15 protein-coding genes are annotated in these 10,890 nt (G+C 62.1%); 8 read left to right on the top strand and 7 right to left on the bottom strand.

The window, feature by feature from the left end; all coding sequences use genetic code 11:
• Positions 1-24 precede the first annotated feature (24 nt).
• Positions 25-198 carry a hypothetical protein gene (locus tag IPF85_RS19230; protein ID WP_343409679.1) on the bottom strand — a complete coding sequence of 58 codons (174 nt, stop codon included), beginning with the start codon at positions 196-198 and terminating at the stop codon, positions 25-27.
• A 118-nt stretch (positions 199-316) separates the two neighbouring features.
• On the opposite strand from IPF85_RS19230, the gene IPF85_RS19225 reads away from it, so the two are divergent.
• From IPF85_RS19225 to IPF85_RS19200, 6 genes are all read left to right on the top strand, one after another.
• Positions 317-778, top strand: a complete 462-nt coding sequence (locus IPF85_RS19225; protein ID WP_343409678.1) for a hypothetical protein — start codon at positions 317-319, stop codon at positions 776-778.
• Positions 726-1,445, top strand: a complete 720-nt coding sequence (locus IPF85_RS19220) for a hypothetical protein (protein WP_343409677.1) — start codon at positions 726-728, stop codon at positions 1,443-1,445. The genes IPF85_RS19225 and IPF85_RS19220 overlap by 53 nt, the downstream gene beginning before the upstream one ends.
• Positions 1,446-1,651: 206 nt before the next feature.
• Positions 1,652-2,056 carry a hypothetical protein gene (locus IPF85_RS19215; RefSeq protein WP_343409676.1) on the top strand — a complete coding sequence of 135 codons (405 nt, stop codon included), beginning with the start codon at positions 1,652-1,654 and terminating at the stop codon, positions 2,054-2,056.
• A gap of 97 nt (positions 2,057-2,153) precedes the next feature.
• Positions 2,154-2,633: a CPBP family intramembrane glutamic endopeptidase gene (locus tag IPF85_RS19210; protein WP_343409675.1), complete on the top strand. Its 480-nt coding sequence runs from the start codon at positions 2,154-2,156 to the stop codon at positions 2,631-2,633.
• A gap of 6 nt (positions 2,634-2,639) precedes the next feature.
• Positions 2,640-2,900, top strand: a complete 261-nt coding sequence (locus IPF85_RS19205; RefSeq protein WP_343409674.1) for a hypothetical protein — start codon at positions 2,640-2,642, stop codon at positions 2,898-2,900.
• A complete protein-coding gene (locus tag IPF85_RS19200; RefSeq protein WP_343409673.1) occupies positions 2,900-3,949 on the top strand; it encodes a ribonuclease H-like domain-containing protein in 1,050 nt (349 codons plus the stop codon). The genes IPF85_RS19205 and IPF85_RS19200 overlap by 1 nt, the downstream gene beginning before the upstream one ends.
• A gap of 258 nt (positions 3,950-4,207) precedes the next feature.
• Here IPF85_RS19200 and IPF85_RS19195 read toward each other — a convergent pair whose 3' ends face one another.
• From IPF85_RS19195 to IPF85_RS19175, 5 genes are all read right to left on the bottom strand, one after another.
• On the bottom strand, positions 4,208-4,852 hold the full coding sequence (locus tag IPF85_RS19195; protein ID WP_343409672.1) for a hypothetical protein: 645 nt from the start codon (positions 4,850-4,852) through the stop codon (positions 4,208-4,210).
• Positions 4,853-4,911: 59 nt separating this feature from the next.
• Complete coding sequence (locus IPF85_RS19190) at positions 4,912-5,541, bottom strand: hypothetical protein (protein WP_343409671.1); 630 nt, start codon at positions 5,539-5,541, stop codon at positions 4,912-4,914.
• A 140-nt stretch (positions 5,542-5,681) separates the two neighbouring features.
• Positions 5,682-7,724 (bottom strand): recombinase family protein, encoded by a 2,043-nt coding sequence (locus IPF85_RS19185; RefSeq protein ID WP_343409670.1) that lies wholly within the window; start codon positions 7,722-7,724, stop codon positions 5,682-5,684.
• Entirely contained in the window at positions 7,711-7,887 is a 177-nt protein-coding gene (locus tag IPF85_RS19180; protein ID WP_343409669.1) for a hypothetical protein, read from the bottom strand. The genes IPF85_RS19185 and IPF85_RS19180 overlap by 14 nt, the downstream gene beginning before the upstream one ends.
• A 302-nt stretch (positions 7,888-8,189) precedes the next feature.
• The gene (locus tag IPF85_RS19175) at positions 8,190-8,399 is read right to left on the bottom strand and encodes an RHS repeat-associated core domain-containing protein (RefSeq protein ID WP_343409668.1); all 210 of its coding nucleotides are present in this window, start codon (positions 8,397-8,399) and stop codon (positions 8,190-8,192) included.
• A gap of 109 nt (positions 8,400-8,508) precedes the next feature.
• Between IPF85_RS19175 and IPF85_RS19170 the strand changes: the two genes are divergently transcribed.
• A complete protein-coding gene (locus IPF85_RS19170) occupies positions 8,509-9,129 on the top strand; it encodes a tyrosine-type recombinase/integrase (protein ID WP_343409667.1) in 621 nt (206 codons plus the stop codon).
• Positions 9,130-9,722: 593 nt separating this feature from the next.
• Entirely contained in the window at positions 9,723-9,920 is a 198-nt protein-coding gene (locus tag IPF85_RS19165) for a hypothetical protein (protein WP_343409666.1), read from the top strand.
• A gap of 475 nt (positions 9,921-10,395) precedes the next feature.
• Here IPF85_RS19165 and IPF85_RS19160 read toward each other — a convergent pair whose 3' ends face one another.
• Entirely contained in the window at positions 10,396-10,536 is a 141-nt protein-coding gene (locus IPF85_RS19160) for a hypothetical protein (protein ID WP_343409665.1), read from the bottom strand.
• Positions 10,537-10,890: the final 354 nt, after the last annotated feature.

Genomic DNA, 10,890 nt, shown 5'->3' with positions numbered 1-10,890 from the left:
GGTCGGCGTCTGCCAGCGATTCACTCATGCTACTTTGTCCATCACCCGGTAGGTGCCATCCACCACGCGGCCCTTCGTCTCTCCGCGCCGCTGCCCGGCGTACTGGCGGCGTCGCCAGGGTCTACGCTGCTGGCTAGTGGGTCTGGCCCCGATGGAATGCCACCACCTCGGCGGCGCCAGCATGACAAACAGGCGCACATGGCGATCAACACAATGTTTAGGTCATCCAACTGCCCTGAGGACCGGCACCAGATCAGGGATCAGGTCAGCGGGGAAGATGGTATAGGCCAGGGGCCATCAGCGGCAAAGTAATTTCGTGCTGCCGGAGACGGCGCAGACGCTGCTGGCGGCGCTCGTGCAGGCCGGCGGCGCGATGACTGCGCCGTCGTTTGCCCGCCTGGCCGGCGAGGTGCGTCAGGGCGGACCGGCCTGGCTGGCGCGTGAACAGCCCTGGCTGGCGCCCATCAACGCGGCTGAAGTGCTCTGGTATCAGGGGCTGATCGGCCGTGCGTTTGCCACGGTCGGCGGCGAAACCGGCGACTTCATCTTTGTGCCGGTTGATGTCCTGGCCTGGCTCCCCAGCGCCAGCGTGACGACCGGCGCGTCGCTGCAATTGCCGCTGGCGCCGCGAACGCACGGCGGCGGTTGCGTCTGCTGGCGACGCCGGCGCGCAGTTGGCTGCAAGCGCCGGCGCCGGATCGCCCATGCCCTCTGGCAGGCCTGGCTTGCCTCCACCGGAGTGGGACGATCTGCGCCGCGTGCCCGACCTGCGTTGTGAGGGCAGCGGCTGGCGCAATGATGCAGTGGCGACGCGACGCCGCCTGCTGGTCCACCTGGCTACCATCCGCCCTGGGGTCTGGCACCGCCGCGAGGATCTGGTGGCAGCCATACGGCGGCATGATCCCGATTTTCAGCGCAGCGATGGCATCTACACCACCTGGTACATCCGGCGCAGTCACGAATCCACCTACCTGCTGGGCTTCGAGCACTGGGATGAGGTCGAAGGCGCGCTGCTGCGCTTCCTGATCGCCGGTCCGCTGCACTGGCTGGGCGCGCTCGACATCGGCGCATCAGGACACGGCGAAACGGCCGGCGAGCACGGCCCACTGGACACCCTGCGCGTGACGAGTCAGGGCGCGGCCTGGCTGGCCGGTCAACCGCACCGGGTCAATGCACCGCCGCCCGCTCCCATTCGCGGAGGCCGATTTCAACGTATATGTGCCCCACAGCGCGGCCGCGTTCGATCGCTTTCGGGTGGCGCGCTGCACGCAGTGGGAGGCCAGCCAGCCCGATTTCCGCTATCGCATCACGCAGACCGCGCTACGCCGCGCCGCGGCCGGCGGCGTCACGGCCGGCCGCGTGCTGGCCTTCCTGCGCGCGGTCACCCAGGGGCATGTGCCGGCCAACGTGGCGCGGGCACTGGAAAATCTCGAAAGCTAAAATAAAGGTAACTATTCAGGTACCTTGCGCCGACTACAGCCGCCGAATGAATTCGGGCCGCAAGGGCGTTCCGCCGCCAGGTCGGCCTGCGCCGACCAGCATCGCGTCCACGCAGGTGGACGCCCGGCGGTACGCCCATCAGGCGCGATTTCAATCGCTCTTACAACAGCGCACCGGCTGAGTAGTTACAAGTAAAGGACGGTTCGATCCGATGGTCTTCTTGCAGTTCGTTCCTTTCATCGCGCTGCTGATCGCGGCCAACCTGGCCGAGCGCAGCGCCGGCTGGCGCATCCTCACCTACCTGTTGGTGACGCTGCTCAATATCGTCATGATTCTCTTCAGCTTTATCTGCTTGCTCATGCCGGCCATGCTGGCAACGCAGGCGGACAATCCGCTCAACGACCTGCCCTTCCAGCCTCACTGGACTGCGCTGGGGCTTTGGCTGTTGGCAACCGGCCTGCTCGCCTTCCTGCCTGTCATTCCTGCGCTGCGCCGCGGCCTGGCCCGCGTGTTGCCGCTCGACCCCGCGTCAGTGGTTCATGCCACCGCGCTGGTATTCGCTGTGTATCTGCTCGGGCCTGTGCCCATTCAGTTAGCATGCTGGGCGGCAGCTTGATTCACTCTCGGATAATGGGCAGCCTGCTCGGCATCTCAGAGCTGTGGCAGCAGGGCGCGGCCTTCATCATCATGGGGCTGTTCGGCGGGGCCTCTGGTTGCGCCGCACCACCGATGAAGTCACCAATCGCCTCGGACTGCACATGCCCAGCGCGCGTCAGTGGGGCCTGGTCGCCGGTCTGGCCGTCCTCTTCGTCTTGCTCGATCAAGGGGTGGCCTGGGCCTGGGCAAACTTCGATCCGGTCAGTTTCGAGCGCATCGGCAAGGTGTCGAACGCGCTCTTTGGCGGCCTGATCACGCCGCTGGGTGCGCTCACCATCGGGCTGTCGGCCGGCCTGGGTGAAGAGTTGATCTTCCGCGGCGCGCTGCAGCCGCGCTTTGGCCTGATCCTCACCTCGTTTCTGTTCGCGGTCATCCATGTGCAGTACGGCCTTAGCCCCGCCGTCGTGCAGGTTTTCGTGCTGGGCCTGGTCCTGGGCATCATCCGTCAGCGCGGCAACCTGACCATGTCCATCGCCCTGCACACGCTCTACAACACCAGCCTCGTCGTGTTGGCCTTGATCATCCCCAGCAGTTGACGGCTCATGAACGCAGACCTGCAGGCACAACTCGATCGGATCGCTGACCGGCTGGGAATCAGCCGGGGGATGACCCCAGGCGCAACAGCGCCGCGCCCCCCTGTCCGGCCATTGGCGACCCCGACCGGCCGCAGCATCGAGATCCTGATCCCCGGTCAGGAGATCGAGACGCCGCACGGGCCATGCTTCGTGCGCGAGGTGGTCTATCCTGGCTCAACGCTGCGCAGCCGCTACGCGCTGGCTTACACGCGCCGGCCGGCGTGCTGATGCAGCCACGGGCCTCGTTTCTTCAACGGTCGCGCTTCGATCTACCGCTGCTGACCAATCGCTTCATCATGCACCGTCAGACCCCGCGCCTGACCACCGCGCCGCATCTCGATCTGCTGCACCCGGCGCGACGCGTCTGGCGCCAGCGCCTGCCCTCCTGCGCGCTCAGCAGCCTGGAAACGCAGATCCTGGGGCTGCGCCGCGATCAGGCCGACGTGCCGGGCTGGTTGATTCCCTCCCTCTACTTTCAGTACCTGCAGACGGGCGATGCCCAGGACCTGGTCGGCGTTTTCTATCACAACCTGGAAGACATCCTCTCCATGGTCACGCTGGCCGCCACGTTGACCCGCCTGCTGGCCGATCCGTGGGCCGGCGAGACGATCCACGCGCTCGACATGGCGGCCCTGGGGTACACCTACGACCAGGCCGGGCGGCCCGCGGAGGCCGAGCGCGCCTATCGCGACGCGCTCTCGCATCCGCTGCCGGACGACGTGCGCCTGCAAACCTACAGCCGGTTAGGGCAACTGCTCAAGCGGTTGCAGCGTCTGTCCGAAGCTGCGGAAACCTGGCAGGACTGGATCACGCACGTCACGCGCAGCGCAAACGTCAAGGATCTGGAGCCCTACGTGGAGCTGGCGAAGTACCACGAGTGGCACGCCAACGATTGCACGGCCGCGCTGATGTGGACGCGTTGGGGTGAGCATGAAGTCGAAGCCTGGCCGCGCTCACCCGCGCGGCGGAAGCTGGCCGGCTTGCAGATCGGCATGGCTTGCAACGGAGCTGCAGGGGCAAAGAAGGAGCGTAGAAGCGAGACTGATAGAAATACAAGGTCGTGCCGCCCACCGTGCGCCCAGCTTTCTCTGCCACGAATTTCACTAATTTGCACGAATTTAGGGCCTTTCGTGTCAATTCGTGTCATTCGTGGCATTCGTGGCAAGAATCCGCCCGGCTTTCTGCCACGAATTTCACTAATTTGCACGAATCAAGCTTCTGTCTTCGTTTCGATTCGTGCAATTCGTGGCCGAAAATCGGGCCGATGGTCTCCTTGACCCGGTTGCCGTCCGCATCATAGACGTAGCTCGCCGTGACGCCGCCAGACATGTCGGTCAACCAGTGATCCTCCGCATCGCGTTGCCGTCGTGCCAATACTTCTCACCTCGCCGATGTGAGTGATGGTTGTGTACAGCGCCGGGAATAGTCGCGCGCAAACACGTCGTGCGTGATGCTTGACCTGCCGAGTCGCCCTACAGGCGGTGCGTTGTTTTGGTTGGGTGCCGAGTAGCGACGATTGGCATCCAGAGCAGATATCAGTCTTGCTTTTGTGGCGTAATGAGCATGATGGCATCCTGTAACCCTTCTAAGTAACCGTCCATCATTGCACGTGGTTGGTTTACGGTGTCGCTCATTGCGCGACGAAGAGCTTGAATGATCTCCGTTTCGTTCCCTTGGCACTTCAAGGCTTGGCGGAATGCCTCCAATCGGCCTTCGGCGCGCAAAGCTTCCATGTCGAGCGCATCTCGCACTGGCAGCGGCAGGAATGGCTCGTGGATCGGAAGGCTGCGATCCTCTATCGCCCCATTCTCACCGACTACGCCATGCCCACCTACATGAATCTGAACGAACTTTGGGCGATAATCGGCGCTTTCTTCTGGGAGGTGGACTACCAGATGAAGAACAGGCTTGCCCTGTTGATCCGTCAGATCGAAACTGCAACTATAACCTGGCTCTGGTGGTCGATAACGAGCAAGTGCCAGCAAAAAGACCCCGAGTTCTTCAAATGAGCATCGCGTGCTTCCGATGTGGAGCTGCAATCTGCCGGTAGTGCCCGCATCTGAGGGGTCATCCATTATTTCGACCCATGTTTCGTTCTCTATATGAGAAGTATCGTTGAGAATTCCTCCTCCGGCGTATTTACCTTGGTTAGTATAGGAGACGCTCCACTTCAGAGTCATAGATACTCTCTGTCTGGTCTCATGTGTTGGCATGTTAGTCATCCCTCCGGTAACAGAAGCTATTTATTAAGATACTCCTGAAGATTCTCAAACCGTTTTCTAATCTCGTCTTGAAGCCAACGATCCTTCTGTAGGTGTTTGGGTAGGGCACTGAGATCAGAAGGATCGTCAATATAGAACTTTCTGGTGCCTACTTGCACGTGTACTCTGCCTTCCTTGCCCGTGGCTTCCCAATCAACTCCTATTTTTTCACCGTTGACAACTTGTCGTTGACCACTCTTGTTCTCAAACGTTTTACTCTCGACGGGATGGCTCTTGGCATACAGCAGTACTCCTGTGCCATGTCCGGCTAACGCGCCGCCACCTGCGACCATGGCACCTTCGGCGACCAAAGCTCCCCCTGCTGGTAATGCGCATACGCCTGCAGTTGCAAGGGCACACACACCGCCACCTCCTAACGTCGGCGCAATGGCAGCAGTCCCAGCAGCAGCCATGCCAATTCCAGTGGCGATTTCGAACTTGGCCTGAGCATCGCTCACCATCGCTCCCAGTTCGCGCCCCTGTTGGTAGCTTTCGTTTTCAATTAACGACAGATCACCATGCACAGCAAGTGCCGCAAATGCGCCCAGTGACACGTTATTCAGATACTGAGATGCTGCACCCATGGCATAGCTGAAGGTGTTGTTCACCCATTCAGGCCAGTGACCTGTGCGATCGACCGCCCCAAGAGGGTTGTTCAGGGCATAGCTGTACCTGTTGAGACTCTGCGGATTCCCCGGCTGGGGGACGATCGTATCATCACAATGCCCTCCTAACCTTGCAATTAGTATCACGCCTGGATCTGCAGGCGCGATATCAATGCTGGATCATCCTGAATCCAGTACTGCTGTGTCTGTGGGTCGCGGGTCACGTATTCGGCTTCGATCTGACCGGTATGCAGTCGGCGGTAGACCCACTGGGGCCTGACGCCCAGGCGTTGCGCCAGTGCGGGGACGGTATGATATCCCTCGCGCACGACCGGTCGAGGACCGGTTCGGTCGAGCCACCTGTATGCATGCCGAATCGTCGTCACGGCATCCTCCGCCACATCGCTGCGCCGCGCTGAGTGGAAGCCCTCCCGACTCAGTTGCGCCGCAATCTGGGTGTCGTCCAGGCCCTGCGCATGCAATGCGCCCACTCGTTCCACCATCGCCGCATAGCCGTTGACGGTCGTTTGTACGCCGACCGGCGTCTGCACTTCCAAGTCGGTGTAGTGGCCGGAGAGCCACACGATGCGCACATGCACCCGGTCGGCTATGTCTCGTCTCAGGATCACCCGCTCGACCAGGCTGCGCAGCAGGGTTTTGCGCTGTGCAGGTGTGCAACCTTCCCATACTGCGGGCAGGTGCGCCGAGAGGTGGGCAAATTGCTCACGCAGCTCGGGCGTGATCTTCTGCGGCGCACTGTTGCGTTCACGCCAGCGCTGCGCCGTTTCCTCGACGTTGCGTAACTGGCGTAGCTTTTCCTCCCAGCGCCGCTCCAGTTCGCCCGCCACCAGTCGGTTCTCCGGCTCGACCTGGCTGTACTGCCGCTGCGCCCGCTGCGCTTCGTACTCGGCTTGCTTGACCTGTGCGGCCCATTGCGCCGTCAGCTGTTCCTGTTCTGTGCGCTGTGCCGCTAATACCTCTGCCAGTACGTCGAGGTTGGCCGGGCGCAGGGCCGCAAAGAAGGCTTGTGTGACCGCCGCGTCCACCCTGGGCCCGTGAATCGTGGGACAGGCCGCCACGCCGTACCGGCGCCGCATGTTCTGGCACGGGTAGTGGTGATAACCTTCTTTGTACATCACTTGACGATGGTAGCCGCAGTGTCCGCACACCGCCAGTCCTTGCAGCAAACCAGGCCCTTCCCGTGTTGCGCCCACCGCGCGTAGATCTGCACCGCCGGTGCGCTGTCCATTCCGGACCAACTGCGCCTGGTTCGCTTCGTACTGCGCCCACGTAATGTAGGCCGGGTAGACGTCGCACACAATGGCGATCCATTCCTCTTGCGGCCGACGCCCCCGCACGGCTGGCGGCTGTCCCGGCGTGTGGCGCCTTCGCCCATACACAAACGCACCTGCATAGGCCGGATTGCGCACGATCTCGTAGATCGCCGTGTCTGTTGGTGGCTTCCACACGATCTCTCCGCGCACTGCTCCATGCAGCTGGCGACGCGGTAGCAGCAGTTCTGCGCGCCGCAGGTAGTGCAACACCTGCCCGCAACTCCCCAATTCGGCGAATTTTGCCAGCACCAACTCGATGCTCCCGCGCACCCGCTCGTCCGGGTCTTTCTCCACCCGCCCGTCGGCGGCCCGTCCCAGTCCCGTCGGCAACACCTGGCGGTATGCTCCCCGTTCCACTTGCCGCAGCCGTCCCTCTTCCAATCGTTGCTTCAGAATGTGGAGTTCTGCCTCACTCATTGTCCCCTTCAGTCCCAACAAGAGCCGGTCGTTGAATTGCCGCGGATGGTAGACGCCGTCGTGGTCGGCAATCAGCGTGTCGCATACGGCCGCCAAGTCAAGCAAATGATACCAGTCTCCGTTGTTCCGCGCAAGGCGCGATACTTCGTAGCCGATGATGATGCCGACCCGCCCCATGCTGACTTCCGTCACCAGTCGCTGGAATCCGCTCCGACTTGCGCTGTCGCTGCCTGAGCGCCCTTGATCTTCGTCTATCACCTCGATGCGCTCCGCCGACCACCCCAACCCAATCGCCCGCCCCACCATCTGCCGTTGGTTGACCTGGCTCTCCGGGTTGCGTACCACTTGCTGGAGCGTGGATTGCCGAATATAGACGTAAGCCATCCGCGCCAGGTGCTTCTCGCTCACTTTGCTGGACCCTTCACGCTGGCTCATCGCACCGCTCCTCGTCCAGCCGCTCCCGGCAGACCTGCGCCACGATCCGACGCACGCGTTCCTGTTGCGCCTCCGTCATACTCCCCCACACTGCGCTTGGCGCCATCGGACTCGATGGCACCGGCCGCAGTTCCGTCTTCTCCCCTCTCATCTGGGCATCCATCTGCTGCGTCCTCCTCTGGCCCGGCGATGATCGCCGTGTAGTGTGCCAGCAATTGTCGCACAGAATGCCAGTCGAGGGGACACGAGGCATGTGGTTGCGCCAGGCTGCTCTGGTCGGTTACGCTCACAGGGAGCCAGCGGCGTATGCCAGGGGCCTGTTCGACCTCGAACCAGGTTTGACCGGGTCTTTCGTGGGTCGCGAGCAGCGGCATCGTCCGTCCGCACAGGGGGTGGCGCGGGTCGGTGACGGTAATAACGTCCGCAGAGAAAACAGGTTGCGATGCTTGGGGTGTAGTTTGTTGGTTACAGCACCAGCGTATCCGCACTGATGAACCGCCCCAGCGCCGGGTCGTAGTATCTCGCGTTGTAGAAATACAACCCGCCCGCCACCTCGTCCAGCACCTGCCCGGTGAAGCGCCGTTCGTCGGCGTCGTTGAACCTCGCGGCGACCGTTGCACTGCCGGCCCGTCGCCGTCGCCGGTTGCCAGGGATGTTGACCGCTTCGTGAGGCAACAGGCCAGCCAAGGGTGTCAACCCAGAACAATCAACCGCCGCCTGGCTGCCATCACTGCTTTCTACATTTTCTTGCTGAGACGGGAGACACCACGTTGGTCTGCCCGTATTGCCGCACCGGCATGGGTTACGCGAGCCACAGCGCCTGCCACGACTTGTTCAGCAAGATGCCATCCGCAAATTCTTCGCCGTTATCACTGACCCGCGATCGGGCGATATTTCTCCTCATCTACGCTGTGGCCTGCGCATCTCGGAGGTCGCGACGCTGCGACTCACAGACCTCTTTCTGGACGAAACGCTCTGCATGATAATTCACGGCAAAGTAAGCAAGGATCGCACGGCCTACCTTTCGCCGCAGGCTGAACAGGCTGTAACGTACCTATCTGGCCGTGCGCCGCACGTCCACCGCGACGCCCTCTTCGTCGGCTACAGGCCAGGGTCTCTCCACTACGGCCATCCATCTGCGTTTTCGTTCGCCTACCATACAGGCCAGTTTTCGCCCCACCCTCCCGCCCACCCGCGTTTGCGCCACACCTTCGCCAACGACCTGTCTAACGCTGACGTGCCGGTGACTACCATCCGTGAAACTGCTTGGCCACGCCTGGCTGAAACCACGCAGATCTACGTGGCTGCCAATGATCGTCAGGTGCAAGCCGACTACAATGCCGCCTGCGCACAAATCGAGAATTGGGCTGACACCGCGCCTGCGGGAGCGCATCACGGACCCTAAACGCATTCCCGATCATTTAGTTGCCCAACGCTACGACCAGGCCCTGCACTACGGCCACGGATCACCATGCCGCCTGCTGTGCCGCGGCCCCAGCCTACGGCTGCCTGGGCCAACCGAGAACATTGCATTCCTGGAACGCTATCAGGCGTGGCTGCTCAGTGGCGGCGCTAGTTTTGCCCGTTATCAGAATCCTCTACATCCCCGCGGCCGGTCACGTCTTGGGCCTCAATCTTAAGCCACATAGCCAACTCCGACCTGGACACCGACCAGCTAATAGGCGCGTCGCCTACATCCAAGCCAAACAACTGAGTGCCGAATTGACCGACATGTGTCTAACGCCCTGTTGCCAAGTTTCGCCGCTTCCTACGTCGGCGAGCGGGGTCAACTCGAAAGCAAGGCCCACCCGTTTGGGGTGCACCCTACATACCGCCAGTCTACCGCAGTGGCTTGTGTCCGGCACTGACGTTATCAACACCTCCGCTCAAGCCAACTGGCGCCCGCTCGGCTGGAAGACAACATCCGACGCTTCTGGAGCGGCCACCTCCGTCTCTGGCGCTGCTTGTTGCGAACACCATGCCTGACCCGGTTAACGGATGTCAAACGCCAATACATCCTGGACCTATGTGGATCGCTTGGCTGCCGGTTATGCCGCCGCCAAAAGCATCAACCAAGACCTCCGGCAAGCCTTGCACGCCTTTGTGCTCTTCCTGCAAGACAACGATCACCGGGTGCCGCAGGCGTTGCTGCGCCTGCGCTATCTCAAGGAACCGGATAGCCTCCCCGTTTCTTGACCGACGATGAGGGTGCGTCGTTTGCGCGCTGACCAGCTGGCAACGCGTCGCTCAGGCCAAGCTATCGCATCAGCACCCGCGATGCCCTGGCAATCGCTTCGCCTTCTACCTCATGTGGCGGGGCGGGCTACGCCTCTGTGAGGTCGAAGAACTGCGCCTCGACGATCTCAATCTGACTGCCCGCCAACTCACCGTCCGCCGGGGCAGGGGCGGCAGGATCGCACCGTCTATCTCACTGATATCACCGTGCAGGCGCTCCAAGCCTATCTGGCCGGGCGCGATAGGGCCAATCCAACCACGTCTTTCTCTACCGCAACCAACCGGTCTGCAAGGACTTACTGCGCAGTCGCATCAAGGCTGCTGGCGTACGCACCGGCATCAAAGTCTACCCCCATCGCCTGCGCCACCTGTGCCACGCAACACTAACGCCGGCTGCCGCATCACCTCGATCCAAAAGCTGCGGGACACCGTCGGCTCAACTCCACCTTGATCTACGTGCGTCCACGACCAGACCGTCGCGGCTGACTACTTCGCCGCCATGATACGGGTCGAACAACGCCTCGATCTGACTCCAGCGCCCCAGCCGACCCACCCCGCCAGTCAACGACGTTGTCACCGAGGAGACCTCGCTAGCGCTGCTCGCGCCTGGCCGTGCCGGCCCTGCCTGACGGCAGAACGGCTGACCCTGGTAGCGCAATTGCGCCGTCTACTTCCAGTCCCCAACACCGCTGGCTGCCACCTTCGGTCGTACCCCCATGCGCCGCACCAACGCCGTGATTCAGGCAAGCTGCCGGCGTAGACGGCAGAAACTGGCGAACGTCATCACCCCGACGATGTTGGCGCTGGGCGGAGTCAAAACTGGCTCTGCCCAGGTTCCAATTGCCGCAGCCGCACTGCTCGAAAGCGCTTAACGCAAACTTCACCCCCCACCTGCCTTGAGGGGCAAGACCAACAAACCTAATCTTCAAAG

The sequence above is a fragment of the Candidatus Amarolinea dominans genome, assembly GCF_016704685.1.
In the GTDB taxonomy this organism is placed as follows: domain Bacteria; phylum Chloroflexota; class Anaerolineae; order SSC4; family Amarolineaceae; genus Amarolinea; species Amarolinea dominans.
The sequence above is the reverse complement of the archived record's forward strand: the minus strand, read 5'-3'. Positions and strand labels throughout refer to the sequence as shown.

Excerpts from the sequence above, each read along its gene's own strand:
- IPF85_RS19215 (WP_343409676.1), top strand. The coding sequence starts at position 1,652 with ATGGTCTTCTTGCAGTTCGTTCCTTTCATCGCGCTGCTGATCGCGGCC.
- IPF85_RS19205 (WP_343409674.1), top strand. The coding sequence starts at position 2,640 with ATGAACGCAGACCTGCAGGCACAACTCGATCGGATCGCTGACCGGCTG.
- IPF85_RS19200 (WP_343409673.1), top strand. The coding sequence starts at position 2,900 with ATGCAGCCACGGGCCTCGTTTCTTCAACGGTCGCGCTTCGATCTACCG.
- IPF85_RS19195 (WP_343409672.1), bottom strand. The coding sequence starts at position 4,852 with ATGACTCTGAAGTGGAGCGTCTCCTATACTAACCAAGGTAAATACGCC.
- IPF85_RS19185 (WP_343409670.1), bottom strand. The coding sequence starts at position 7,724 with ATGAGCCAGCGTGAAGGGTCCAGCAAAGTGAGCGAGAAGCACCTGGCG.
- IPF85_RS19180 (WP_343409669.1), bottom strand. The coding sequence starts at position 7,887 with ATGGATGCCCAGATGAGAGGGGAGAAGACGGAACTGCGGCCGGTGCCA.
- IPF85_RS19165 (WP_343409666.1), top strand. The coding sequence starts at position 9,723 with ATGTCAAACGCCAATACATCCTGGACCTATGTGGATCGCTTGGCTGCC.